Genomic DNA, 24854 nt, shown 5'->3' on the forward strand with positions numbered 1-24854 from the left:
GTGTTTTTTGGAGGCGCTTTTTTGCTCATCATTCGCGACCTGGTGAAGGTCTATCCCGGCGGCGTGACGGCGCTGCACGGCGTCTCACTGGAAATCCCTCACGGCATGTTCGGTCTGCTCGGCCCGAATGGGGCTGGGAAAAGCTCGCTGATGCGGATCCTCGCGGGCGTGCTGGAGGCAACTTCGGGAACGGTGGCGCTCGACGATCTCGATGTCCTGAAGCGTCCGGATCGCCTCTGGCCCCAGCTGGGTTTCCTGCCGCAGGAGTTCGGCTTTTATCCCCATTTGACCGGCGCGGCCATGCTGGACTTTCTGCTGAAGATGAAGGGCGTCGAATCGTATCTGACGCGCAAGGAGCTGACATCGGAGCTGCTCGCGCGCGTCAACTTGACGGGCGCCGCGCATCAGCGGGTCAAGGAGTACTCGGGCGGCATGCGCCAGCGCCTTGGGATCGCGCAGGCGATCGCCGGGAATCCGCGTCTCTTGATTGTCGATGAGCCGACGGCGGGGCTGGATCCGGAGGAGCGGCAGCGCTTCTATCGCATCCTTACCGAACTCGCCGCCGACCGTACGGTGCTGCTCTCCACCCATATTGTCGAGGACGTCGCGGTGCTGTGCCCGCGCTTCGCGATTATCCGCCAGGGGCGCGTGGTCGCGCAGACGACCCCGCAGGACGCGCGCGCCATGGTGAACGGGATGGTCTTCGCGGGACGCGTCGAGGCCGCCTGGATGGATGAGTTCCGCCGGCAGTTTCTGGTGCTCCAGGAAACCGTGGTCGAGGGTGTCTACCATGTGCGGGTTTTGGCCGCCTTGGGGGCCGGCCCCGCCGGCTTTCCGCCGTCGCCGCCGACACTGGAGGACGCCTATCTGGCGCTGATCAGCGGCCGCCTGGCGCCGCCTCCGCCGATCGCGCCCATCGTCCCCCCAGCCGCGACGGCGGCGTCGGCTCCCGCGCCTCCCGCGTCCCGCGAGGAGGCGTTATGACGACGGCCACGCCCGCTCCCGTTTCGCCCGCTCGCCCCTCGGTTGGGAATGAGCCCACGCTGTCAAAACGCGTCTTTCGTATCCTGTCCATTGTCCGGCTGGACCTTGCCGCCGCGCTGCGCCGGCCGATGTGGTGGACGTGGATTGGGCTGATCGCTTTGATGGCGCTGGTCCTTTCGCAGAACGCCCTGCTCATGCTGCCGCAGGGCGACAGCGCGGTGGGCGGCAAGCAGACCTGGGTGACATCCGAGTTCGCGGTCGCCTGCGACACCGTGATCCTCGCCATTCTGTTTCACGCCTTCTTTATCACGATTATCGCGGGCTTGACGGTGATCCGCGATGAAGAACAGCAGGTCGGCGAGATCCTGCACGCCACGCCCCTGACGCCCGGCGAGTATATCTGGGGGAAGTTTCTCGCCGTGCTCGCGGCGATATTTCTGGCGCTCATCGCCCAGTATGCGCTTTTCGCCGTGTCCAACCATCTGTATCCACACAATGGGACGCCGGAGCTTCATGGCCCGTTCGCCATTGGCAATTACCTTCGCCCCGCGATCGAGTTTGCCGTTCCGCAGTTTCTCTTTCTGGGCGGCGTGTCGTTTATGATCGGCGAGCGAAGCCGGCGGCCCATTTTGGTGTTTGTGCTTCCCGCCGCGATTCTTTTGCTGTCCGTTTTTGTCCTGGGACATGAGAGCGACAGTCGTTTGACCAGTCCGCTGGCCAGGCATTTGCAGATGTGGTGCGATCCGACCGGGCTGGCCTGGCTCAGACGGACGTGGTTCGATGTGGACCGAGGTGCGGACTTCTACAATCATCACCGTGTGATTCTCGACTCGGCGTTTCTGACCAGCCGCCTTGTGTTCTCCGCGCTAGGTTTGGGAGCCGTCGCGTTCAGCCAGGCGAAGTTTGCGGGAACGCTGCGGCGTTCGGCGAGATCAGGGCGCAAACCTCGCGCGCGCCGGGCGCGTCCGGCGCCGGCGGCCTGGCGTCCCGTGGAGGCTTCCAAAGTCGTCACCGCGCCGCTGGCGCGGCTGCGGATGCAGTCGGGGACCCCCCGCTGGCTCGCCTCGGCGCTCGCGGTCGCGTCCATCGAGGCGCGGGAATTGTGGACGCAGCCGGGTCTCTATCTATTCATCCCGCTGATCGTGCTGTTCACGACGACATCTTCACTGGACGCCACCGGTATGCTGGACACGCCGCTGCTGCTGACGGCCGGAACGCTGGCGGAGCGGCAATTCAGCTCCATCACGGTTTTCCTCGCATTGATCCTGATCGTCTACACGGTGGAATCACTGGAGCGTGAAAGGGCGTGCCGGTTTCTGGCGATCCGTAACAGCCTGCCGATTTCGACCTCCGGGATGCTGCTGGGGAAGTTTCTGACCCTTAACTGCGTGGCGCTGGCGGTCGCTGGATCCTGCCTGCTCGTCGATCTGGTGATTTTGATGCGGCAGGGGCATGTCCCGGTTGTCGTCTGGCCGTTTGCCTTGCTCTGGGGAGTTCTGGGGTGGCCGACGGTCTGGATGGTTATCGCCGGAACGATGGCCGCCTATAGCGTGACCCGGTCGCGCGCGGGCGCCTACGTCCTTGGCCTCTGCGCGCTGATCCTGTACACCGTGCCCGGCGCGGATTTGAGCTGGGCGGGAAATTTAGCTCTGGCGGACGCGGTGCACTGGAGCGATCTCAGCGTGCTGGAGATGGACCGTCACGGGCTGATCCTCAATCGCCTGATCGCCCTGGGCGCGGTGTTCTTTTACGGCGCCGTTGCGGTGCGATATTTTCCAAGGCGCGAGCGCGACCCCGTCCAGTGGGCGACGGCGATGCGTCCTGGTCCCATCTTCCGCTCGGCGGCGCTGATGCTGCTCTTCGCCCTTCCCGCTTTCGTGGGGACGTTTGTTCTGTTTCAGAATGTGGTCCGCGGGCAGGGCGGATCCGTGGTGGCGGACGCGGAGAAGAACTACTGGAAGAAGAACATCAATACCTGGCGCGATGCGTCCATGCCGGGTGTGCGGGCCGCCGATCTTTCCGTGGACATCTACCCGGATTCGCGCTCGTTTCGCGTCCGTGGCTCCTATCAGCTGTTCAATAAAGACAGTAAGCCGCTGGCGCATATCCCCATGACCTGCGGGTTTCAATGGAAGCATCTCCACTGGACCCTGGACGGCAAGCCCTATCAGCCGACGAACCTCTCCGGCGTTTACGTCATCACGCCGGATCCGGCCCTGCCGCCGGGAAAATCGGCGCTGCTCGGATTCTCCTACGATGCGCCCGATCCCGGTATCAGCAAAGGCGGGAAGGGACTGACGGAATTCGTGCTTCCCTCGGCGGTGGTTCTGACGAGCTTCAGCACACGCTTTGTCCCGCGCATCGGATACGATCCGGAGATCGGGGTCAATGACGATAACGAATCCGATCCGGCGGACCTCTCCGTCACAGGTATCCCCGAGTCCCACGGTCCGCTGTTCGGCGCACCGACGCCGTTCATGCTGAGCATGCGGGTGACCGCGCCGGCAGACTTTGCCGTTAACTGCGTGGGAGATAAAGTCGGAGATCAGGTCCAGGGCGATCGCCGGACGACCGTCTGGCGCAGCGCGCATCCCGTTTCCGACTTCAATATCGTCGGTGGCCGCTGGGCCGTGCGCCGCGTCCCGGGTGTCGCCGTGTTCTACCATCCCGGTCATGGCGAAAATGTGGGCGATATGCTGAGCGCGCTGGCGGAGGCGCGGCGCAAGTACTCCGCCTGGTATGCGCCTTATCCGGATCGCGAGCTCAAGCTCAGCGAATATCCGGCGCTGGCCGGCCTCGCCCAGAGCTTTCCGACCAATATCACCTTCGGCGAGGAGATGGGCTTTCTGACGCAGACCGATGACGACGCAAACGCGCCCTTCGCGGTCACTGCCCACGAAGCCGCGCATCAGTGGTGGGGAACCATGGTTGTTCCCGGCGACGCGCCGGGCGGCAATGTTATCAGCGAAGGCATGGCTCAGTTCTCGGCGGTGATGCTGATCGACGCCGTGAAGGGCGACGCCGCGCGCCAGGCGTTTTTGCGTGAGATGGAGTCGGAGTATTTCAAGGGGCGCAGCGTGGACTCGGAGCTATCCCTGGCCTGGACCGACGGATCCAAGTCCGGCGACCAGGCGGTCACCTACGACAAGGGCGGCTGGGCCTTTTACATGCTAGCCCAGCAGATGGGCTGGGCGAACGCGCAGCGCGGCTTCCAAAAGTTCCTCGCCACATATCGCCACAGCGACAAGACGCCCACGCTGACCAATCTGACGGATACTCTGCGCGAGTTCGCGCCCGATAAGACGGGATTCGATGACGCCGTTCAGCTCTGGCTCCACCAAACAGACATTCCCGAATATCAACTGTCCGATGTCCATCGAAGCCGCATGCGTGACGGTCGATGGCTGGCGACGGCGCAGGTCAAAAACATTGGCGGCGGCCGGCCGGTCGTGGAAGTCGGCGCATGGATTGAAAAGAGCGGATCCACACAGGCGCAGTGGCGCCTCGGGCCGATGACACCGGGAGAAGACTCCACGGGAAATTACAAATACGTCGGGCCGGGCAAGCCGACGCGTATTGTCGTGGACCCGAACGTAAAGACGCTGCAAAGAAATCGGGAGAATGCGACTTATCGGTTTTGAGTAATAGTGGCGGTGTTTTGGATGGCCCTCCCCCCACGGCCCCTCTCCCAATTTTGGGAGAGGGGGAGTCAGAGGGAGTTTTTTATTTGGATCTTTGATCCAATATCTTACTCCTAACCCTCTCCTAGAATTGGGAGAGGGTGGCGCGAAGCGCCGGGTGGGGGCCATTCTCTCAAATCGGGTGCGGGGCGACTCGGACGGTGAAGGGGAGGGTGTGCAGGACTCCGGCGCGCTGGAACTGGAGCCAGCCGCGATAAAGACCCGATTCCGGCAGGCGCAGGACGAAATGCAGCTGCGCGCGCGCTTGATCGCCGGCGCCCCAGTCGGCGGGGTGAGAGTGGACGAAGGCGTGGCTGCGCTGGCTGATCAGCACCATGTGCGCGGGCGCGCCCAGCCAGGGCTCCAGCTGCGTGACGGGAGCGCCCAGCTTGTCCGTCAACTGCACCGTCAGGTTGGCGTCCTGGCGCGCGGCGAGCAGAGGAGCGGACAGAGTCGCCTGGATCTCGTCATCCTGCGCGGCCGCCAGCGGCGCGCCTTTGGAAACGGGGGGCGCGGGCGCGGTCAGCGTGAACGGCGACGGGGCCGGCCCGGACACATCGATGGACGCCGTTGCGAGCTGCGCCCCGGCATTTTTGGGAGCCATGTCGGCGTATAAACGCCAGGTTCCACTGGTCGGGAATGTGGTTGTGTGGGTGAACGTTCCGTCGGGTTGCAGCACGGGATGCTCGTGCGAGAAGTCGCCCAGGTCGTCGCGGACCATGATGAAGTGCATCTTCTTTTCATGCACCGTTTCAAAGTCCGTGATGCGCTGGCCGGTGCGGCTGTCCACGACGCTGAGCGCCATCGTCACGGACTGGCCGGCGCGCGGGCGCGCCGGCTTGGCGCTGACGACGAGACGGTAGGGCGCAGCGCTGGGATCCAGGGCGTCTCCCACCGCGACATCGTAACGCAGCGCGATCGGCGCGCCGCCATCGGCGGGCGTCGCGGCGACATCGAACCGGTACTGCCCCCCATGCGGAAACGTCGCCGTGAAGTTGTACACCCCCGCCGTTTTCGACGGCGTCAGGGTCGGCGCGATCTGCGGCATCCCCGCCATCGCCGGCATCGAGATCCGGCATGAGACGGTTTTGCAGGGCAAGCCCGCGCCGAAGAGAAACGGCAGCGCGTCTTTGTTGCTGGGATCCGGTGGCGGCACGCGCATCACCAGGATCGAAAACGCCGTCTCATCCCCCGCCGACACCCCCTCCGCCGGCGCGCGCAGATCCCCGACGATATCCCCCTGCCGCGCCGAAAACTCAGTGGCGTGCGCGCGGGCGACGCGCGGGGCGAGAGCGGGGATCGCGATCATCACGGCTAGGGGGGCGGCCGCTTGGCGAAATGATTTCAAGAGCATGGGCGTCGGGTCTTCTTTGTCCGTCAATTGGGAAGATAGCGCTGAAAATCGGACAGTGAGATGGGCGCGTCCGGATCCAGAATTTTGTACAGCGGAACATCGCCGTAAAACGACGCCCACGTCGTGTAGGTGCTGGGCGCGCCAAGAATATAGTCGCAGCCGGCCAGCGCGTACATATCTGATACCATGTTTCCCGGTCCGGACGTTACCGGGACGGAGGGCAATGTCGAGAGATCCTGCGGAAGGTTGGAGCAGAGGAGAAATCCGACGCGCTTGGCGGGAAATAGTTCCTGCACGCGGCGCATGACGGCGTCGTATTGCTCCAGGGTGTAGTAATAACGGCCGCCGCAGAATTCCTGGTAGTCGCCATGGCGAACATGGACGCCGACCAGCACATCGGCGTCTTTTCGGCCTTTGGCGAGAACCTGCTGAACATCCGCCTCTCTTGCGGCGACCGGCCGGAAGTACGCGCGAATCGCGTCGGCGTGCTTTTTCACATTATCCGCGCTGCGAAACTCCCAGCCCTCGATACAAACGATCTTCCGGCGCGCCTTCGCGACAAAATCGGGCGAGCCGATATCCATTGATTGCCCTTCGGGAAGCGAAACCTTTTCCGCGAAGACTTTCACCGGCCCCTGAATGCGCGAGTCGGCGGCCAGGCTGATCCGATGCAGGGCCCTCCGCAGCCGAGGCGTGACGGGCAGGCGCAGTCGGCGCGCGGGGAAACGGCAGGCGATATCGGCGCTGGTCGTTTCAAAGAGATCCGCGTATTCGTCGAAGGCAAGGTTCGCGACGGCGATCCCATGCTCCCGGCCAACAGCGATAAAGTGCGCGAAGAGACAGAGCCTATTTCCCAGCTGTCCAAATTTGTGGGAGATAATGATCATGATGGCCTGTAAGGCGCTTTTTAACGATGGATCAGATCGCGCGCCGCACTGTAGAAGCCGGTCGAATAGCGATGATAGCGACCGCTGAGCAGCTCGCTCGTAACACGAAACGCGCGTGCGGCGATATTTCGGGGCATCTGAATGCGCGCCCTAAGATGGAGACGCTGAGAGTCAATACGCCGAATGCGGCGGCCGAGCGTCTCGGATGAGTTGTCCGTAACCAAACGAGCGCGAATGGCGTCGAGCTGGTTGAGATGTGTCTCATAAAAGCTCACCGGCTCCGCCTTACGCTCCTTTGCCTTGACGCCCTGAATCTGCGCGTCATGCTGACGATACTGGATGAGAGGCTCATCGATCCGCATTATTGGAGCGACCGCCGCGATCAAAAGCGCGATCCAGGCGTCGTGCGCCAAATAGCTGTTCTTCTCGATCGGGAGAACAAGCGGCTTCCAATGGGCGCGAAAGGCCATCGTCGCTCCCGTCACGACGTTGCGCCGCAGCAGTGTCTCAAATCCCCGGCCATCGTCAATCGCCAGCCGTTCGGATCTGGTCAAGCGAATGCTCTCAAAGAGACGCTCCCTCAGGGGATGCAGCGCGGCGTCGACAATCTCGGCGTCGGTAAATACTACCCCCAAATTAGGATGATTTTCAAATTCTGAAGCGATACGCGCCAGTTTCTCTGGCAGCCAAACGTCGTCCTGATCGGAAAGCGCGATGATATCGCCTTGACAGAGGCCGATTGCTTTGCCGAAGTTTTGGAACGATCCTAAATTTTGTTCGTTGACGAACAGCCGCACCGGGAAGTTCACCGTATTGGCAAAGCGCTGCGCGATCTGGACGGTATCGTCCTGTGACCGGTCGTCGCAAATGACGATTTCGTCGGGCAAACGCGTCTGCGCGGCGATGCTCGCGAGCTGTTCCCAGAGGTAACGCGCGCCGTTATAAGTGCACAGAGCGATGGAGATTTTCATGACTCAGCGTGAAGGACGCCGTTTCTTCAGCGCGAGATACTGCCGAAAGATAAAGTGCTTGACCGCAGGCGGGACCATCATCCTCAGACGGTGAATCTGATAATGCGGAAAACCGACGTTCTCCTTGAGCAGACGCGGAAAGTCCCTTGCGAACGCCGGATCGGGAATACGCGTGCTCGCTCCCGCGCCTTCATAGTCGGCGACGAGCTCATGGACATAGTGAAATTTGACTCGCTGGTCGCCGAAGCACTTGAGATTATACGCGTAATCGGCGAGCATCGTATATTGGGTTTCGAATGTTCCCAGGATGGCGAAGATATGCTGCTCGTAAAAGATCGATTGGTGGCAGATGTTAAGCCCGATGCGCAGCTTGCGCTTGGTCACTTCGCCGTAATGACGCATCTGGATATCCTGCATGTACACATCGCCATAGACGAATCTGTAATTTGCGTCCGGCATTTGCGGGGCCAGCTTCTCCAGGACGCCTTCGTGGAGCGTATCGCCGGCGCCCAGAAAATAGAGATAGCGTCCTTGCGCCAAGGCGATACCTTTGTTCATCGCGTCGTAGATCCCGGCGTCGCGCTCCGAGACCCACCGGACCGCGTCGCCTTTCGCGCGCAGAACGTCCAGCGTCCCGTCGGTCGAGCCGCCATCCATCACGATCACTTCGAACAGGCCCGGTTTCTGCGACAGCACGCTCGCCAGAGTCTTCTCGGCGCGGTCCGCGCAATTGAATGTGGGAATGATAATGGAGAAGAGGGGCTGGGTCATGTCGTCGCCTCGCCTGAGGCTCGTTCGCGAAGACGCGTATCCGCCGCCGCCAGCACCTCTTCCACGGAGATCATGTCCATGCACTTGGGTTTCTCATAGATACAGACATGGCATTTGTCGCTGTGGTTGCGTGCGGCGCACGGTGAACAGAGCAGCTCGCGCCAGAGTGTTTTGTGCTCGGAGCCCCAGGGGTGGAACCGATGCGGGCAGCTGGAGCCGAAGAGCGCCACCACCGGAACGCCGCAGGCGGCGGCGAGGTGCATTGGTCCAGAGTCGTTGCCAATATAGAGATCGCACTGCTCCAGCAGCGCCGCCGTTTGCCGCAGTGTCGTCGCTCCGATCGTATCGATCGCCGTACTTCCCAGCGCATCGTCAATCGCCTGGGCGATCGCTGCGTCGCCCGGTCCGCCGACAATGACAAACGCCGCGTGATACTGCTCTCGCAGACGGCGGCATACTTCGATAAAACGCTCCACGGGCCATTGCTTGAGCCAAGAACTGCCGCCGGAAGGTCCGATGCCGATCAGGATCTGTCCCAGGGCGCGCCCGCCGCGCTCCAGAATCTGTCTGGCTTGATCCCGGTCCTCATCCGTCGTCCAGATCTCCATCGTATTCTCGTGGATTTCGCCCCCGACGGCGGACAGCAGTGCGAGGTCACGCTCGACTTCGTGCTTGAGAGAGGCGTCATCCAGACGCTGCGTGAGCAGCAGGTTGAATCCGCTCTTGCGCGCGCTTTTATGCGGAGCGACATCGTCCGAATAGCCCACGCGCCGCCGCGCTCCGCTCAGATAAGAAAGAAACGCCGCGTTATATTCGTCGTAGTCCCATCGGGGCAGCAGCGCCAGATCGAAACGGTGTTTCCAAAGATGAGTTTTCGCGAGCTTCAGAGCGCGGAGCTGTCTTCGGACGTGCTGATAGCGCCCGGGCGAGCTCCAGTCGTACGCCAGCACTTCGTTGGCGTAGGGACAGGTTTCGAAGAGATTGAGGTTCGAAGGCTTGACGATCAGGGTAATCCAGGCGTCCGGCGCGTCGCGCCGCAGCTCACGCAGCAGCGGCGTCGTCATCACGGCGTCCCCGATTTCATCCAGCCGGATAACAAGCACGGACTCGACCTCGGACAGCGCCGCGCCGGTCGGCTTTTGCCGGAAGCTCTGCATGCGAAAATACGGCTCAAACAGCGCGATGACGATACGCGGCGAGGAGATCCATGAGAGCGAGCGGCGGGCGACGCCTTTGACGATGCGCGTGAGCAGCTTCAGCATGGGAAACGCCGCCTGACCTTAACGATGCTCGACATGAATCACCGGACACATGGACTGCGTGTTGCTTTTGACATCTTTACTCCACTCGAATGGGCCGCGCAGAGGGCCATTGAGAAAGTTCCAGTCGCAGCGATAGCCGAGACCCGTGATAATCTTATCGAGTTCCGGATGGCTCCACTCCCGCAGGTGCCAGTAGTTCATGGGTTTGCCGTTGGGCAGCGTGTGCTCCGGAAGTCGATTGGGAGTGGTGATGAAGACGAGACGGCGGGAAACCCGGTAAAGCTCGCGCAGCAGGGCTTCGTAATCTTCGACATGTTCGATCACTTCCAGGCAGGTGACGACATCGAACGACTGATCCTCGAAGGGAAGGCGCTTGCCGTCATAGAGCGAAACGCTGGTGACGCGCGGATGCCCGTCGAAGACACGCTTGGCGCGCGCGACGGCGGGAGCGTCGACTTCGACGCCGATGACGCTGATCGCCTTAGCCGCCATGATATTCATGCCATATCCAAGACCAAAACCGACCTCCAAAATATGGTCCGACGGTTGGATATAATTGTCCCGGAAGAAGAGATAGCTTTCGACCTGATTCGCCATCTCCAGCGGATCGTCCAATGTCGTATACTCGGTGTAGTGCGGAGTCTTGGCCGGCTCCAGTCCGCGCGCCCGGCGGACGGCGGACAGCAGGATCGGGGGAGTGACGGCCAGCACGAACCGGCGGAAATGATAGCGGGGAGAATGGATGGACACGGCTCTTATTTTCCTTTTCGACTTTCCGTGATGACGGTTTGAATCGCTGCGGCGATATTGCGCTGGAAAGCCTCTTCGGAGTAATCCCGCAAAGCAATCTCGCGCGTGCGTCGCGATTGAGTTTCCAGCCATTCCGCGGAGCGTTCCGACAGCGACTGCACGATTTCGGCGATGTGCGCGACCGAACAGTCTTCCAGCATGACGCCGTAATCGCCGACATCAAGATTGTTCTCACGACTGAGCACCGGGACCAGTCCCTGATGCATTGCGTCCAGAACGGATCCCGGCTGCCCTTCGGCGCAGGAGGCGTGGATCACATAACCGCACTGGTCGACCATTTCGTAGAACTTTGGCGACCGTGTCGGCCCCGCGCCGAGCCAGTGTATATTGGGCAGCGTCTCTAATTCCTTGCGGTACAGCTCGTGAAACTCTGGGGAAGCGCCCTGCCAGACATAGAGATGAGCGTCCAGGCCCGTGAACGCCTCCAGCAGCAGATCCAGTCCCTTATGGACGTTGCCGACGCTGGAGAAAAAGAAGAAGTTACGACGCGCCGCTTCGAAATCCTTTTTCGTTGTGTCGTAATGATCGTCGAAATAAGTCGCGTTGTTTACGTTGACGACCAAGGGGAACTTCGAATACGAGTCTTTTGCGACCTGGTTACCAAGGCAGATAATGCCGTCCGCTGCGGCGTTGGCGCCTTCCTCGGATTCCGTGATCCAGCGGTCGTACGGCAGGCGGACGCCGCGCGTTTCTTCGATGCGCTGAAATCGCGCTTCTTCATGGGCGTTCCAGTCCCGCCAGTAAATCCCTGTGGAAAAGTAGATGCGCGGCGCTTCAGGCGGGAGCAGCGTCGCCAGCCGCTCGAAATTTCGACCGGCGTGACCGAAGAACAGGTCGTATTTTTTGCGCGGGGTAAAGAGATCGTTCGACCATTCGATGATATCGACATCGTAACCCATGTCATTGAGTGCGGCGACGATGCCGCGCGCGATGCCGATGTTACTGAAGTAGGTATTTCGGACATCGTCCGGCCCGATGGTGAACGGCGCGGTAATGTAGGAGACGAGCGCGTGGCGGCGTTCGGCTCCAGCCGCGCTCGACGGGCGAGTGATCGGGTAACGGCTCTCGTAATCCGCGTGAAGCTTTTTCAGACCGGAGAGGGCGGACGCGGGCATCAGGCGCTTGGCGATTTCGCGTAACGGGCTTGGCATTCAGTTTCGCCTTAGGATTCTGCGGTAAAAGTCGAGAAGATGAGTGCTCATGGCCTCGACGCTCATTTCGTCCGGCGCGCGCTTCAAGCCGAGCGGGATCACGCGGCTTCGAAACTCTTCGTCGAAAAGCGCTTTGCGGAGACCATCGGCCAGCGCCTGTGTATTCGCCTCGGGAACCACCAGGCCCGCCTCGCCGATGACCTCGGGGATTGCGCCCGAATCCGAGCCAACCACCGGCACGCCGCACGCCATGGCCTCACCGAGCACCCGCCCGTACTGTTCCTTCCAGACGGGCGTGGAAAGCGATGGCAGCGCGAGCGCATCGAGACACGCCATATAGGAGGCGACGAGCGTGGCGCTCATGGGCGCGAGCAGGTGAACACGTTCTTTCAGACCCAGCAGGTCAATCCAAAGCTCCAGCTCGGATTGCATCGGGCCGCCGCCGATCAATAGGCAATGCACGTTTGGCGGAAGCAATCCAAGCGCGCCGAGCAGATGCATCAGACCTTTCTCGGTGACCAGACGCCCGATATAGCCGACGAGAGGCTCCGCCGGCAGGCTCAGTGTTTGACGCAGCGCCGCTTTGTCCGCGGGCTTGAAGTCCTCCAGCGGGATCCCCCAAAAGACACGCTCCAAAGGTTTGACGAATCCGGCGGCGCGCACGCAGGCGATTGCTTCGCTATCGGCTTCAAAGCCGCCCGCGATTTGCGTCCAAAGCGAACGCCATTTCGGGATGGTGAAGCGGCTGAGCGGGATGTGCAGATTGTCGAAGCCGTAGAAGACGACCTTCGCGCGTGAAAACACGCGCGTTCGAGCCCGTGTCACCTGATAGAGAAATGGATCGACCGGACCGCTCCAAACCTGGATCACGTCCGGTTTGACTGTTTTGATTGCCTGGCGCAGCGGCTCCGGCTGATAGCCTTTGTGGAAGTTCGCCGGGTCGATCAAGGGCAGCGGGATAAACCGGAAGCCGTCCGAATTCTCTTCCCGCTCGTAGCTGATCCAGCCGGAGGGATCGTAGACTTTATTGACGGCGACACGGTTTGGCGCGATGACCGTGATTTCCACTCCATCATGCTTCGCGAGAGCCGCCGGGATTTTTCGCACGTGCGCCGCTTCCGCCACGGGTGAAACGATCAGTATTTTCATCGCAATGTCCGCATCCGCGCGGCGTCGCTTCGATTCACGAGAAGTATGTCCGCCGATACTCGCGTAGGACTTCGTCCACGGGACCATCTTGTTCGAGGACGCCTTTGTTCAGCCAGAGGACTCGATCCGCGAGTCGCTCCACATGGTCCAATTCATGCGTCACCATCAGGATGGTTCGGCCCTGGGACTTGAATTCCTCAATCTTCCGGAAGCACTTTTCCTGAAAGCCCTCATCGCCGACCGCAAGCCCTTCGTCGATGAGGAGAACTTCCGCGTCGAGATGGATCGCCATCGAGAACGCAAGTCGAAGCTGCATTCCCGACGAGTACATGCGCACCGGGAGGTCCATCGCTTGGTGATCCAAACCGGCGAATTCGAGAATGCTGTCGTAGCGGGCGGCGACTTCTTCCTCCATGAGGCCGAGCATCGCGCCGCTGAAAAAGATATTCTCGTTTCCGGTGAGCTCGTGATGGAAGCCGGCCCCGAGCTCCAGCAGGCTCATCATGCGCCCGACGATCCGGGCCTCGCCCTCCGTGGGCAGGTAGACGCGGGAAAGAATGGAAAGCAGAGTGCTTTTTCCAGAGCCGTTGCTGCCGATCATCGCCACGGCCTCGCCCGGTTTGATCTGGAAGCTGACGCCGTTCAGCGCACGCCGAATCTCAAAACCCGAGTGCTCCTCTTTCCGGACGAGTCCTTTGGCGAGGGATGTGACTTTACTTTTAAGACTGCCGTAAATCCGGTGATAGACCCGGAAATCTTTGACGACATTTTCGACTTCGATCGCATATTCCGGCATGATGGGTTCCTACGGGCGCTCGGTGAACTTCCACTTGCGGCCGTTGAAGTAGTTATAGCCGGCGATGCAGATAAGACTGGATGTGACCAGAGCGATGAGAAAATATCGGTAATCAAAGGGGGCCGTCATCGCAGTCGGACTTCCCGGACTGGAAATGATCTTGGCCGGCAGCAGCACCTGCTTATACGCCGTGATGACCCAGGCGAGCGGATTGCCCAGATAGAGATGGTATGCGAGCCATTGCCACCGCGCGGGGATTTTGGCGGAGTATTGCAGGTTTTCCGCGAAATACAAAATAGGCAGCAGGTAAAACAAGAACGACATCATCATCGACGCGACAAATTTGACATCTTCGTAGAACACGTTCCAGGCGCAGATAAAGAACGACACGCCCAGAGTCAAGATGAACTGGACCAATATGATCAGCGGCAGCCAGAACACCTCTCGCGGCGGCAGGCCGGGCCAGCCAACGAAGAGGGGCGTCAGCACCCATCGGTAGATCACGAATACGCCCAGGGACAAGATGAAGTGAACGAAGTTAGAGCACACGGCGGCTACGAGGGGGATTTCCCGAGGGAAATAAACCTTCTTGAGCAGGCCAAGCTGGCTGAGCACGGAACCCGATGAATCCAATACGGCGTTTTGGAAGAAGTTCCAGGGCAGATAAGCGCACAAGATATAGGCGCTCATGCCCTTGGCGTTGGTTCCGGCGATGATGCCGACCGCAAGCGTCATGACGAACACCTGCACCAGAGGGCTTACCATCGACCAGGCGATCCCGAGCGTGGAATTCTTGTAGCGGACTTTGAGCTCGCGCGTCACCAGCGTCTTGATCAGATGGCGGTAACGCCAAAGCTCGCGGGCTTCAGCGGCCAGGCCTGGCTCGCCCCGCTTGAGGGGCTTGATAATAATCGACGGCGTCGTCATACGTTCTTTCTGGACTGATAAGTTGATTCAGTATAACGCGCCTTCTTACTGGTTGTCAATAAATGTAAGATCTGTGACAAACGAAAGCCGCCCGTGACGCAAAAGCGTCACGGGCGGCGGGTTCAATTATCTCTACAAGCCGGCGCGATCTCAGCAGGCGACGACCCGGGACATGCGGTGCAGGACGGGGACGACGGCGCCGCCGGGGTGCGAGACGCGGGGCGGAGTGACCGGCTGCATAATCATCATCGCCAGAACTAAAATCGATTCGACCACGAGTACTATCTCAAGTTTTTGGAACAATCCGTCGCGGGTCATAAGCGTCTCCAGTGTGCCGAGCATACATTAAGTACGTCTTTAATATCGGCGTTCGCTCCGAAAATCTTCAGGAGTACGACGAGAACACCGTGGAACGCTTATTTATTCCGCAATCACAGGTCAACCTAAACCTGTATTTGTCACTGTTCCGAATTGGATTCTTGTTAGTACCCCTCCTCATCGAGATAGGCGATCATCAAATCTAAGAAGACCTGGCGGACAGTCACATTGTTATGGTCCCGACAATAGCGCTTGAGGCGCCAGAAAAGATCGGGCGGCATATCGACCGTGGCCTTGACGCCGGTAGGGTGAATGACCTTGCGCGCCAGCGCGGAATGCACGCGGTCCAGCAAGCCTTCCGTCTGCAAAATCGCGGCGACGTCCGCCGGCGGCACGGCGCCGGGAACGGCGTGCGATGGGTTGGACGCCGAATGTGCGCCGTTGGAGGCGGCGGGCGTCTGGGGTTCCGGGACAAGGTCCGTTGGCGGCGCGACCACGAGGTCGGTCACGGGCGCAGCCGGGGCGGCCTTCGCGGGCGCCGGAGCCGCCTTGGCGGCGGCTCCGGCGTCCTGAGACGTGGGGGAGGGCGGCGGGACGGGCGTAGCCTTCTCCGCCGCGTCGGTGTCCGGCGCGGCGGGCGCGACCGGAGCGGGCGCGGCGACGGCGGGCGCGGCGGCGGCCGGCTCTTTGGGAGCCAGACGCTCGTCGGCGCTGCGGCGCTGCTCGCGCAGGTTGGCGCGGCGAAGCTCATCCAGGGTCGTCATTACTTCTGCGTCTCCTTAATCTGCACCGGCCACTTTTTCTCGCGCCCCATCTCTTTTAAGGTGCGCTCCACCAGCGCCACCGTCATGATCCGCTGATCGCGGACGTAGCCGTTGACGAACAGCGAGTCGCAGAGGACGCAGATGTCGCGCGGCACGCCCTGCGTGATCTGATGGACCATCGCCAGCGCCTCGGGCTCGAAATAGTCGTCGATTTCCGTGCCGCCGGCGGTTTTGATACGGTGCGCGATCGTGTCGGTCATCTCTTCCAGCGTCAGCGGATCCAGGTGACCGACGACGGCGATGCGGGACCGGAACGCATCTTTATTTTCCAGCTTTTTGGGCAGGTTATCCTGCGCGAGCATGACCACCGTGATCAGCTTCGTCTGGGCCGTTTGAAAGTTCGTCAGATCCGAGATCGTGTCGATGTTGCGGGACGAGACATTCTGGCCTTCGTCGAGCAGCAGCACCGGATGACGGTCCGCGTTATACTCATCGAGTAGAAAGCGCTCGATCAGCCGGCGGTTGTCGGCCTCGGTGCGCTTGGGAGTGATGCCGAACGCCTCGCAGACCAGACGCAGGAATGCGGCGGGCGTGCGGACGGTGGCGCTGGGCAGGAAGCCGACGCTTTTGCCCGGATCTTCATCCCAGGTCTTTTGCAGTTGATTCGCGATCGTGGTCTTGCCGGCGCCCACCGGTCCAGTCAGAACGGCCAGGCCGCGCTTCTGATCGGCGGCGTAACGCATCTTCGCGATCGCCACTTTGTGCTCCGCACTCGGGTACGCAAAGCGCGGATCCGGCTGAACGGAGAAGGGCGTCTCACGCAGCCCATAAAACTCTTCGTAAATGGCGCTATCTCCTTTCCGCGATGACACGCGGAGTTACCGAATCATTATAGGGGGAAATCGACCTTAATTTCAAGTATTTTTCAAATATCGGCCGGAAACGCCAATCTTCGCTCCCGATCAAACTCGCCCTTGACACCACATCAAAGCGCCCGTATACTCATGTGTGCGCGCAATCGAGCCGAACGGGCTTACGATTTGCCTTCGGACAGGCGGCATGTTTCCAACACCCGAGGCGGCGGGTATATAACAAAGGTTCTATTTTCCCCGACGTCCTTCGTGGTAACCATGACATCCTCTCAACATGGCAGACAAGAGCGCTTTCAGACGGCCTTCGAGCGCGCCTCCATCGGCATGGCTCATTTTGAGCCGTCTGGCCGCTGGCTGCGCGCCAACCCGTTTCTCTGCGCGCTCCTCGGTTACGACGCCGATACGCTGATTCGGCTGCGCATCCACGACATCGCGCATCCCGACGATCTTTCCATCGAGATGGAGGCGATCGCGCGGGTTTTGTCGGGCGAAACCTCCACGTACAACGTCGACAAGCGCGTCCTGCGCGCCGACGGTGAAACGATCCATATCAAGATTTCCGCATCGCTTGTCCGCGACGAAGAAGACCAGCCGGACTTTTTCCTCGCCATGATCCAGGAAAAGCCGCGCCGCCCCGCCATCAGCGGAGTGCGCCGCGCCCTTGACCGCCTGACCGAGCAAGTCCAGCACGCGCCGCTCGCCGTGGTGGAGTGGGATCGGGACTTTCGGATCTCGCGCTGGTCGGATGAAGCCGCGCGCCTCTTCGGATGGTCCTCCGCCGAGACCCTTGGCCGCCGTTCCACGGACCTGGGATTCGTGTTTGATCAGGATATCGCCGTCGTCGAGAGCGGGATCGCGCGGATGCTCGTCAGCCCCGACCAGCGCAATATCGTCCGTGTCCGGAATCGAACGCGCGACGGCCGTGTATTGGACTGTGAATGGTACAGCTCGGTCGCGCTGGACCGGCGCGGCAAGATCGAATCGATCCTTTCGCTCGTGCTAGATGTGACGGAGAAAAGGCGCGCGGAAGAGGAGCACGCGCAGCTGCTGGAGCAAGTGCAGCAAAGCGCCGCGCGCGAACACGCCATGCTGCGTGATGTGCTGGCCAGCGTCACAGAGGGCAAGCTGCGCCTGTGCGACCGTCCGGAAGATCTTCCGCCGCCGCTGCTGCAATGCGAGCGTGAAGTCGCGCTCACGCCCAAGAAGGGCATTGTCGATCTGCGCCGCCAAGCCGAAAAGCTCGCCATCGACTGCGGCTTCCCGGACACGCGCTGGCACGATCTGTCCACGGCCGTCAGCGAAGCGGCCATGAACGCCGTCGTCCACGCCGGAGGCGGCTTCGGCCAGGTCTGCGTCAGCCCCCCCGGCACTGTCCAAGTACGGATCGTGGACCACGGCGCCGGCATCTCCATCGACCAGCTGCCCAAAGCGACGCTGCGCCGAGGCTACACCACCGCCGGCACGCTCGGCCACGGCCTGTGGCTCGTCCTCAACACCATCGACCGCTTCTATCTGCTCACCGGCGGCGCCGGCACCACCGTTGTCCTGGAGCAGGATTTACGCCCGATCGAGCCGAACTGGATCGATCATGTCCAGGCGCTGTAAGGGCTTTCCAAGCCAAACGCTGTGAGCGCATTCGGGAGATCTCGCCATGGCCGAACAGAACGTCGCCGTCAAATGCCCTGTCTGCTCCGCGGAGCTGACAGACCTCTACCCCAAACCCCGCTGCCGCCGCTGCGGCTACATCGAAAGCTGCTGCCAGCCCGAAGTCCCCTGCGAAGGCGCGGCGCCTTTGGGTGAGCCTGTCGATAAAGATCAGATGGATGTGGACCGGCGGCGATGAAGATGCAGGCCCTCACCCCCCGGCCCCCTCTCCCAATTTTGGGAGAGGGGGAGTCAGAGTTTTAGTGATAAGATCTTTTGTATCAAAGATCCAAATCTTCATATCTTACTCCTAACCCTCTCCTAGAATTGGGAGAGGGTGGCGCGAAGCGCCGGGTGAGGGCCTCTTCTCTACTCCAGCACGAACTTGTAATCCCCGGTGTGCGCTTCTTCCAAATACGCCGCCAGCAGGTCGATCGTCGCCTGGATATCTTCTAAGTGCGCCATCTCGTTCACGGAATGGATATAACGGGTGGGGATCGAGAGGGTGATTGACGGGACGCCGCCCCGGGAGCGCTGGATGCCGCCGGCGTCGGTGCCGCCTGCGGGGAGGATTTCGAGCTGGTGGGTGATGTCCTTCGCTTTGGCGATATCTCGGAAGTGGCGGACAAGTTTGGGATGGCAGATCAGCGAGCTATCCGAGATCTTGATCGCCGCGCCTCCGCCCAGCGTCGTGATTCGGTCGGCGTCGGCGGAGCCGGGAATGTCGAAGGCGATCGTGACGTCGAGCGCGATTCCGATGTCGGGATTCAGCGCGTAGGCGGCCGGGACGGCGCCGCGCAGACCAACTTCTTCCTGCGTGGTCGCGACCGCGAGCACCGTCGCCGTAATGTCTTTGCCCTGGAGCTTGCGCAGCGCCTCGATCATGATGAAGACGCCGAGACGGTCATCCAGGGTCTTGCTCAGGACCATGTCGCCGATCTGCTCCGTCGTGCGGTCCATGGTGATCATGTCGCCGACCTCGACCAGCTCTTTTACTTTCTCCCCCGGCAGGCCGAGGTCCACGTAAAACTCCTCGATCTTGGGAGACTTGTTCGCGTCCTCCGGGCTCATCAGATGCTTGGGCTTGGCGCTCGTGCCCAGCGCGCCGCGCAGCGATTGGCTCGAGAAGCCGTGGACGAAGACACGCTGCGCCATCAGATTGCGCGGATCCCAGCCCCCGACCGGAGCGATCCGAATAAAGCCCTTGTCGTCGATATGGCGAACACGGAATCCGATCTCATCGATGTGCGCCGCGATCATCACGCGCGGTCCGCCCGACTTGCCTTCCTTGATCCCGATCACGCTTCCCATCGAATCCGCTTCGAGGGTGTCCACGAGAGGGCGCATCTCGGCGGCGGCGAGTTTGCGAATGGGATCTTCGCTGCCGCTAATGCCGGGCGTTTCACAGAGACGCTTGAGCAAATCGAAATTCATAGGTTTCTCCATAAGTCATTAAAGGGATTGCTTGGAAGCATGGTACCGCGCGTTGTCCCAATTTCTCGGCAAGAAATCATCAATTCACAGCCCAAGATCAAAAATGGACTCTGATCGCGAGACTTGGAACTCAGCGTCCCGTTCGCTTGTTGTGAAAATAGGCGCCATGCGCCATAATGGTTAAGTAGTATTAAGTATTGCCGGCGGCATTGAAGCCGCCGTGGAGAAAGACATGATCGAGACCGAAAGATTGCCGGACGCGCCCCGAAGCTTCATGAACCGTTTTCCCGCCCTGCGTTCGCGGGATTATCGGCTGCTCTGGCTGGGGCAGGGGGTCTCGGGGATCGGCTCGTTCATGCAGGTTGCGGCGCTTAACTGGCAGCTATATCTTCTGACGGGCAGCGCGCTGAGCCTGGGAATGATCGGCTTGTTTCGCGTCATTCCCATCGTGCTCCTCTCGCTGATCGGCGGGGCGGTGGCGGACGCCTGGGACCGCCGCAAGGTGATGATGGTCACGCAGACGGTGCTGATGCTGAACGCCCTGGCGCTCGGTCTTTTGACAGTGACGCATCACATTTCGGCGCCGATCATCTATCTGCTCACGGTGGTCGGCGGCGCGGCGATGGCCTTCGATAACCCGTCGCGCCAGTCGCTGATCCCGCGTCTCGTGCCGCGTGAGGACCTGGCGAGCGCCCTGTCGCTTAACTCCATCGTCTTCCGAACGTCGACGATCGCTGGCCCCGTGCTCGCCGGTCTGCTGATCGCGCGCGGCGGCATCCCGATCACCTACTTCTTAAACGCCGCCTCGTTTGTCGCCGTCTTTGTCGCGCTCGTGATGATGCGCCCCACGCCGCCGACGCTTTCGGAATCAGGGGAGCGCTCTCAGGTGAACCTCGCGGCGCTCAAAGAAGGACTGCTGTTCGTGATGAGCACGCCGCTGCTGGTCTGGACGCTCTGGCTGGACTTCTTCGCGACATTCTTTTCTTCCGCCAGCTCCCTGCTGCCGATCTTCGCCAAGGATATCCTGCACGTCGGCCCGCGCGGCTACGGCGTTCTGGGCGCCGCCGACGCCATCGGCGCGCTGCTCGTCGGCCTCTGGATGTCCGTCGCCAAACCGATGCACAAGCAAGGCCGGGTCGTGATCTGGGCGGTGATCGTGTACGGCGCGGCGACCATCGTCTTCGGCGCCTCGCGCTCCTTCGCCCTGTCGCTGCTCGCCCTCGCCGTGGTGGGCGGCGCGGACGCGATCAGCACGATCCTGCGCCAAACCATCCGCCAGCTCATGACCCCCGACCGCCTGCGCGGCCGCATGACTTCGGTGAATATGATCTTCTTCATGGGCGGCCCCCAGCTCGGCGAATTCGAAACCGGCGTCGCCGCCAATTTACTGGGAACGCCCGGCGCGGTCATCCTGGGCGGCGTCGCCTGCCTGGCGACGGTGGCGTGGGTTGCGGCGAAGGGAACGGTCTTACGAGAATACGAATTTGATGCGGAGGCGAAGATCCCGTAGCGGGAAGGCCCTCACCCCCCGGCCCCCTCTCCCAAAATTGGGAGAAGGGGAGTCAGAGGGAGTGAGAGTTTTAGTGATAAGATCTTTTGGATCAAAGATCCAAATCTTTTTCTAATCTTAACCCTCTCCTAGAATTGGGAGAGGGTGGCGCGAAGCGCCGGGTGAGGGCCTCTACCTACTCCAGCACATACTTGTAATCCCCCAGATGCGCTTCTTCCAAGTATGCCGCCAGCAGGTCGATGGTTGCCTGAATGTCGTCCAGATGCGCCATTTCATTGGGCGAGTGCGGATATCGGGTGGGGATCGAGAGAGTGATCGATGGGACGCCGCTCCGGGAGCGCTGGATGCCGCCGGCGTCGGTGCCTCCGTAGGGCAGCATCTCCAGCTGATGGGAAATGCCTTGCGCCTGGGCGATATCCCGGAAGTGGCGAACAAGCTTGGGGTGGCTGATGAGCGAGGTGTCGGAGATCTTGATCGCGACGCCCGCGCCAAGTGAGGTGATGCGGTCGGCTTCGGATGTGCCGGGAACGTCGTAAGCGACGGTGATGTCCACGGCGACGCCGATATCGGGATTCAGCGCGTAGGCGGCGGGAATCGCGCCGCGCAGGCCGACTTCCTCCTGCGTGGTCGCGACCGCGAGCACCGTCGCCGTAATGTCTTTGCCCTGGAGCTTGCGCAGCGCCTCGATCATGATGAAGACGCCGAGACGGTCATCCAGGGTCTTGCTCAGGACCATGTCGCCGATCTGCTCCGTCGTGCGGTCCATCGTGACCATATCGCCGACCTCGACCAGCCCTTTCACGTCGTCGCCCGGCAGGCCCAGATCCACATAAAACTCTTCGATCTTGCCGACCTTCGATCCCTCGTCGCCCTGGATCAGGTGACGGGGCTTGGATGTGGGCGTCAGCGCGCCGCGCAGCGATTGGCCGGCGAAGCCGTGTACGAACACGCGCTGCATCACCAGGTTTCTTGTGTCCCAGCCGCCGACAGGGGCGATCCAGACAAACCCCTTGTCATCGATATGGCGAACACGGAATCCGATCTCGTCGATGTGCGCCGCGATCATCACGCGCGGCCCGCCGGGCTTGCCTTCCTGGATCCCGATCACGCTTCCCATGGCGTCAATACTCAGGGTGTCCACGAAGGGGCGCATCTCGGCGGCGGCGAGTTTGCGAATCGGGTCTTCGCCGCCGCTGACGCCGGGCGTCTCACACAGGCGTTTGAGCAAATCGAAATTCATGCATCTCTCCCTTCAGAGCCAGGCCGGATTTTCTCCATGGTACCGTGGATTTTGGGCGATTTGACCCGGAGATCAAACGATTCCATGCGGGATCATTGGGGTGGGAAGAGAGGCGCTCAATGCTATCCGGCGACGGGGATTCGCAGTGTGATTTGCGTGCCCGACCCCAGTTCGCTTTGAACGGCGAGGCGGCCGCCGTGGGCTTCGGCGATGCGGGCGCAGATGGCGAGGCCCAGGCCGCTGCCGGGGGCGGAGCGGGCGCTGTCGGCGCGCCAGAAGCGGTCGAAGATGTGGGGGAGGTCTTCCGGGGCGATGCCGATCCCCATGTCGCTGACTGTAATCACGGCTTCGGCGGCGCCATCGCTGGGAGCGCGCTCGCCGGATACGCTGATGGTGACCAGATCGCCGGAGCGGGAGTACTTCACGGCGTTATCGACCAGGTTATCGAGCAGTTGCCGGAGCTGAACCGGATCGCCGGTGACGCGGACAGGTTCAGGCGAGGGAAGGAACGAGACGGTAACGCCGTGCGCCTCGGCCTCACGCTCAAAGTGCGCTGACGTGCGCTCGCAGAGGCTTTGCAGGTCCACGGGGACGCGCGCGCCTTCGTTCTCGATATGGCCGGTGTCCGTTCGCGCCAGAAAGCTGAGACTCTCCACGATATGGGTCATCTGCTGAATTTCTTCGAGGGCGCTGCCCAGCGTGGCGATATACTCCTCTTCGGCGCGGGGCCGGGAGAGCGTCAGCTCCATCTCGCCCCGCAGCACCGTGAGCGGGGTGCGCAGCTCATGGGAGGCGTCGGCGGCGAAGCGCTGCTGTGCTTCCGCGAAGCGCTGTTTGGCTTCGAACGCCTTGTGCAGGCGAATGGTCATGCGGTTGAGCGTGGCGACGAGGTTGCCGACTTCGCTGTCGGTTTCCGAAGGCGCGGGAAGCAGCGGGCCGGAAAAGTTATCGATCTCCAATTGCTCGGCTTCGGTGGCGATCCGCTGGATCGGCCGCAGCGTTCGCCCGACCAGCGCCCAGCCCCCCAGAGAAGCGGCGAAGGTGAGGGCGGGCACGGCGATCATGAGCACGTATCCCAATTGCTCCAGAACGTCCGTATCGTGGTCCCAGGGAACGGCGATCTGTATCAATAGCGGCCGCCCCGCCGCCTCAACGGGCGCGACAATGACCCGCAGCATCCGTTCCTCGTCCGGCCCGCTGAACGCGAAATGGCGGCCGCCTTTGAAGTTCGAGACGTTCATTTCGTTCAGGGAATCCTGCAAGTCCGGATGCGAGGAAAGGCTGGGGGAAACCGCGACCGTCGCGTTCTTGGGCGTAGCGAGACGGACATAGACCGAGTCGAACCGCAGCAGTCCGGGGAAGCTTCTGGGACTCTGACCGGACCCTTGGAAGGAGGAGACCGCCTCGCGCAGCTCCGTGTAGTCGCCGGCGTCTCTCTGGTCGCCTTCGGCGACGTACGCGGTGCGCTGCGCCTCTAGAGTCAGAAAGGCGTCCGTTTCGGAGAGCAGGGCGTGCTTCGCGCCGACATAAACGCAGAGCGCCCCGGCGCAGAGGATGGCGGCAAGCGCGCCGCCGTACCAGAGGGTGAGCCGGAAACGCAGGGAGCGCATCCACGCGAACGGGGATGCACGCCGCGATTTATTCGGAGAGGACATTGCGGCTTTCCAAACAGTAACCAACGCCGCGCACCGTATGGATCAGCTTCCGCTCGTGACCTCGGTCGACCTTGTTGCGCAGGTAATTGATGTACACGTCCACAACGTTGGTGCCGCCGTCAAAGTCGAAGTCCCAGACATGCTCGGCGATCATGGTGCGCGCGACGGTCTGACCGGCGTGGCGCATCAAGTACTCCAGCAGCGCGTACTCCTTGGCGGTCAGCGTGATCTCATGGCCCGCGCGGATGACGCGGCGGCGGGCGGGATCGAGGGTGAGGTCGCTGACGACGAGTTTGGGCGCGCCGGTCTTGCCCCGGCGCAGCAGAGCGCGGACGCGCGCCAGCAGCTCGCCCAGCGCAAACGGCTTGACCAGATAGTCGTCCGCGCCGGCGTCCAGCCCCGCGATCCGGTCCTCGACGGCGTCGCGCGCCGTCAGCATCAGGATCGGCGTGCCGGTGCGCGCCTCACGGATCGCGATGCAGACTTCCAGTCCGGTTCGCTGCGGCAGGAGCCAATCCAGGATCACCAGGTCGTAGTCATACGTCAGCGCCCGCTGCAGCCCGGTCTCTCCGTCGTGTTCGACATCGACCGCCTGTCCCTCTTCCTCCAGCGCGCGGCGCAGGAAGGAGGCGACCTTCTGTTCGTCTTCCACGATGAGTATTCGCATAAGTTCCG

22 protein-coding genes are annotated in these 24854 nt (G+C 61.7%); 5 read left to right on the forward strand and 17 right to left on the reverse strand.

Annotated features, from left to right (window positions below; translation table 11 throughout):
• Window positions 1-21 precede the first annotated feature (21 nt).
• Both D5261_RS12275 and D5261_RS12280 read left to right on the forward strand, forming a co-directional pair.
• The gene (locus tag D5261_RS12275) at window positions 22-984 is read left to right on the forward strand and encodes an ATP-binding cassette domain-containing protein (protein ID WP_125205954.1); all 963 of its coding nucleotides are present in this window, start codon (window positions 22-24) and stop codon (window positions 982-984) included.
• Complete coding sequence (locus tag D5261_RS12280) at window positions 981-4625, forward strand: ABC transporter permease/M1 family aminopeptidase (protein ID WP_119321314.1); 3645 nt, start codon at window positions 981-983, stop codon at window positions 4623-4625. Before D5261_RS12275 ends, D5261_RS12280 begins: the two co-directional genes overlap by 4 nt.
• A 172-nt stretch (window positions 4626-4797) precedes the next feature.
• Here the strand turns inward: D5261_RS12280 and D5261_RS12285 are convergent, their stop codons facing one another.
• The 13 genes from D5261_RS12285 to D5261_RS12345 all read right to left on the reverse strand — a co-directional run bounded on the left by D5261_RS12285 (window position 4798) and on the right by D5261_RS12345 (window position 16696).
• Complete coding sequence (locus tag D5261_RS12285; RefSeq protein ID WP_125205955.1) at window positions 4798-6018, reverse strand: DUF8832 domain-containing protein; 1221 nt, start codon at window positions 6016-6018, stop codon at window positions 4798-4800.
• Between the two features lie 23 nt (window positions 6019-6041).
• On the reverse strand, window positions 6042-6905 hold the full coding sequence (locus D5261_RS12290) for an O-fucosyltransferase family protein (RefSeq protein ID WP_119321316.1): 864 nt from the start codon (window positions 6903-6905) through the stop codon (window positions 6042-6044).
• Window positions 6906-6925: 20 nt separating this feature from the next.
• A complete protein-coding gene (locus D5261_RS12295; protein ID WP_119321317.1) occupies window positions 6926-7876 on the reverse strand; it encodes a glycosyltransferase family 2 protein in 951 nt (316 codons plus the stop codon).
• 3 nt (window positions 7877-7879) lie between these two features.
• A complete protein-coding gene (locus D5261_RS12300) occupies window positions 7880-8647 on the reverse strand; it encodes a glycosyltransferase family 2 protein (RefSeq protein ID WP_119321318.1) in 768 nt (255 codons plus the stop codon).
• Window positions 8644-9909, reverse strand: coding sequence for a glycosyltransferase family 9 protein (locus tag D5261_RS12305; protein WP_119321319.1), 1266 nt, complete (start codon window positions 9907-9909; stop codon window positions 8644-8646). Before D5261_RS12305 ends, D5261_RS12300 begins: the two co-directional genes overlap by 4 nt.
• 18 nt (window positions 9910-9927) lie before the next feature.
• On the reverse strand, window positions 9928-10659 hold the full coding sequence (locus D5261_RS12310) for a class I SAM-dependent methyltransferase (RefSeq protein WP_165864172.1): 732 nt from the start codon (window positions 10657-10659) through the stop codon (window positions 9928-9930).
• A gap of 5 nt (window positions 10660-10664) precedes the next feature.
• Window positions 10665-11870 (reverse strand): glycosyltransferase, encoded by a 1206-nt coding sequence (locus D5261_RS12315; protein WP_119321321.1) that lies wholly within the window; start codon window positions 11868-11870, stop codon window positions 10665-10667.
• The gene (locus D5261_RS12320; protein ID WP_165864173.1) at window positions 11871-13019 is read right to left on the reverse strand and encodes a glycosyltransferase; all 1149 of its coding nucleotides are present in this window, start codon (window positions 13017-13019) and stop codon (window positions 11871-11873) included.
• Window positions 13020-13053: 34 nt separating this feature from the next.
• Entirely contained in the window at window positions 13054-13815 is a 762-nt protein-coding gene (locus tag D5261_RS12325) for an ABC transporter ATP-binding protein (RefSeq protein WP_119321323.1), read from the reverse strand.
• A gap of 9 nt (window positions 13816-13824) precedes the next feature.
• A complete protein-coding gene (locus tag D5261_RS12330) occupies window positions 13825-14742 on the reverse strand; it encodes an ABC transporter permease (RefSeq protein ID WP_119321324.1) in 918 nt (305 codons plus the stop codon).
• Window positions 14743-14892: 150 nt separating this feature from the next.
• A complete protein-coding gene (locus D5261_RS12335; RefSeq protein ID WP_301002483.1) occupies window positions 14893-15060 on the reverse strand; it encodes a hypothetical protein in 168 nt (55 codons plus the stop codon).
• A gap of 164 nt (window positions 15061-15224) precedes the next feature.
• Window positions 15225-15824, reverse strand: a complete 600-nt coding sequence (locus tag D5261_RS12340) for a hypothetical protein (protein ID WP_165864174.1) — start codon at window positions 15822-15824, stop codon at window positions 15225-15227.
• On the reverse strand, window positions 15824-16696 hold the full coding sequence (locus D5261_RS12345) for an ExeA family protein (protein ID WP_119321328.1): 873 nt from the start codon (window positions 16694-16696) through the stop codon (window positions 15824-15826). The genes D5261_RS12340 and D5261_RS12345 overlap by 1 nt, the downstream gene beginning before the upstream one ends.
• Window positions 16697-16954: 258 nt before the next feature.
• Between D5261_RS12345 and D5261_RS12350 the strand changes: the two genes are divergently transcribed.
• Together D5261_RS12350 and D5261_RS12355 are read left to right on the forward strand one after the other, a co-directional pair.
• Window positions 16955-18301: a PAS domain S-box protein gene (locus D5261_RS12350; protein ID WP_165864175.1), complete on the forward strand. Its 1347-nt coding sequence runs from the start codon at window positions 16955-16957 to the stop codon at window positions 18299-18301.
• Window positions 18302-18347: 46 nt separating this feature from the next.
• Window positions 18348-18539 carry a hypothetical protein gene (locus tag D5261_RS12355; RefSeq protein WP_119321330.1) on the forward strand — a complete coding sequence of 64 codons (192 nt, stop codon included), beginning with the start codon at window positions 18348-18350 and terminating at the stop codon, window positions 18537-18539.
• Window positions 18540-18709: 170 nt separating this feature from the next.
• Here the strand turns inward: D5261_RS12355 and D5261_RS12360 are convergent, their stop codons facing one another.
• A complete protein-coding gene (locus D5261_RS12360; protein ID WP_119321331.1) occupies window positions 18710-19774 on the reverse strand; it encodes a M42 family metallopeptidase in 1065 nt (354 codons plus the stop codon).
• Window positions 19775-20006: 232 nt separating this feature from the next.
• On the opposite strand from D5261_RS12360, the gene D5261_RS12365 reads away from it, so the two are divergent.
• Window positions 20007-21284, forward strand: coding sequence for an MFS transporter (locus tag D5261_RS12365; protein WP_119321332.1), 1278 nt, complete (start codon window positions 20007-20009; stop codon window positions 21282-21284).
• A 175-nt stretch (window positions 21285-21459) separates the two neighbouring features.
• Here the strand turns inward: D5261_RS12365 and D5261_RS12370 are convergent, their stop codons facing one another.
• The 3 genes from D5261_RS12370 to D5261_RS12380 all read right to left on the reverse strand — a co-directional run bounded on the left by D5261_RS12370 (window position 21460) and on the right by D5261_RS12380 (window position 24846).
• On the reverse strand, window positions 21460-22524 hold the full coding sequence (locus tag D5261_RS12370; protein WP_119321333.1) for a M42 family metallopeptidase: 1065 nt from the start codon (window positions 22522-22524) through the stop codon (window positions 21460-21462).
• Between the two features lie 122 nt (window positions 22525-22646).
• Window positions 22647-24179, reverse strand: a complete 1533-nt coding sequence (locus D5261_RS12375) for a sensor histidine kinase (protein ID WP_119321334.1) — start codon at window positions 24177-24179, stop codon at window positions 22647-22649.
• A complete protein-coding gene (locus D5261_RS12380; protein WP_119321516.1) occupies window positions 24163-24846 on the reverse strand; it encodes a response regulator in 684 nt (227 codons plus the stop codon). Before D5261_RS12380 ends, D5261_RS12375 begins: the two co-directional genes overlap by 17 nt.
• Window positions 24847-24854: the final 8 nt, after the last annotated feature.

The organism is Capsulimonas corticalis (genome assembly GCF_003574315.2).
GTDB lineage: Bacteria > Armatimonadota > Armatimonadia > Armatimonadales > Capsulimonadaceae > Capsulimonas > Capsulimonas corticalis.

What these genes read in the sequence shown, in the direction of transcription:
- D5261_RS12340 (WP_165864174.1), bottom strand. Translation starts at nt 15,824, where the DNA reads ATGACGACCCTGGATGAGCTTCGCCGCGCCAACCTGCGCGAGCAGCGC.
- D5261_RS12330 (WP_119321324.1), bottom strand. Translation starts at nt 14,742, where the DNA reads ATGACGACGCCGTCGATTATTATCAAGCCCCTCAAGCGGGGCGAGCCA.
- D5261_RS12370 (WP_119321333.1), bottom strand. Translation starts at nt 22,524, where the DNA reads ATGAATTTCGATTTGCTCAAACGCCTGTGTGAGACGCCCGGCGTCAGC.
- D5261_RS12360 (WP_119321331.1), bottom strand. Translation starts at nt 19,774, where the DNA reads ATGAATTTCGATTTGCTCAAGCGTCTCTGTGAAACGCCCGGCATTAGC.
- D5261_RS12350 (WP_165864175.1), top strand. Translation starts at nt 16,955, where the DNA reads ATGACATCCTCTCAACATGGCAGACAAGAGCGCTTTCAGACGGCCTTC.
- D5261_RS12280 (WP_119321314.1), top strand. Translation starts at nt 981, where the DNA reads ATGACGACGGCCACGCCCGCTCCCGTTTCGCCCGCTCGCCCCTCGGTT.
- D5261_RS12315 (WP_119321321.1), bottom strand. Translation starts at nt 11,870, where the DNA reads ATGCCAAGCCCGTTACGCGAAATCGCCAAGCGCCTGATGCCCGCGTCC.
- D5261_RS12355 (WP_119321330.1), top strand. Translation starts at nt 18,348, where the DNA reads ATGGCCGAACAGAACGTCGCCGTCAAATGCCCTGTCTGCTCCGCGGAG.
- D5261_RS12295 (WP_119321317.1), bottom strand. Translation starts at nt 7,876, where the DNA reads ATGAAAATCTCCATCGCTCTGTGCACTTATAACGGCGCGCGTTACCTC.
- D5261_RS12380 (WP_119321516.1), bottom strand. Translation starts at nt 24,846, where the DNA reads ATGCGAATACTCATCGTGGAAGACGAACAGAAGGTCGCCTCCTTCCTG.
- D5261_RS12335 (WP_301002483.1), bottom strand. Translation starts at nt 15,060, where the DNA reads ATGACCCGCGACGGATTGTTCCAAAAACTTGAGATAGTACTCGTGGTC.
- D5261_RS12375 (WP_119321334.1), bottom strand. Translation starts at nt 24,179, where the DNA reads ATGTCCTCTCCGAATAAATCGCGGCGTGCATCCCCGTTCGCGTGGATG.
- D5261_RS12305 (WP_119321319.1), bottom strand. Translation starts at nt 9,909, where the DNA reads ATGCTGAAGCTGCTCACGCGCATCGTCAAAGGCGTCGCCCGCCGCTCG.
- D5261_RS12365 (WP_119321332.1), top strand. Translation starts at nt 20,007, where the DNA reads ATGATCGAGACCGAAAGATTGCCGGACGCGCCCCGAAGCTTCATGAAC.
- D5261_RS12325 (WP_119321323.1), bottom strand. Translation starts at nt 13,815, where the DNA reads ATGCCGGAATATGCGATCGAAGTCGAAAATGTCGTCAAAGATTTCCGG.
- D5261_RS12285 (WP_125205955.1), bottom strand. Translation starts at nt 6,018, where the DNA reads ATGCTCTTGAAATCATTTCGCCAAGCGGCCGCCCCCCTAGCCGTGATG.
- D5261_RS12320 (WP_165864173.1), bottom strand. Translation starts at nt 13,019, where the DNA reads ATGAAAATACTGATCGTTTCACCCGTGGCGGAAGCGGCGCACGTGCGA.
- D5261_RS12290 (WP_119321316.1), bottom strand. Translation starts at nt 6,905, where the DNA reads ATGATCATTATCTCCCACAAATTTGGACAGCTGGGAAATAGGCTCTGT.
- D5261_RS12300 (WP_119321318.1), bottom strand. Translation starts at nt 8,647, where the DNA reads ATGACCCAGCCCCTCTTCTCCATTATCATTCCCACATTCAATTGCGCG.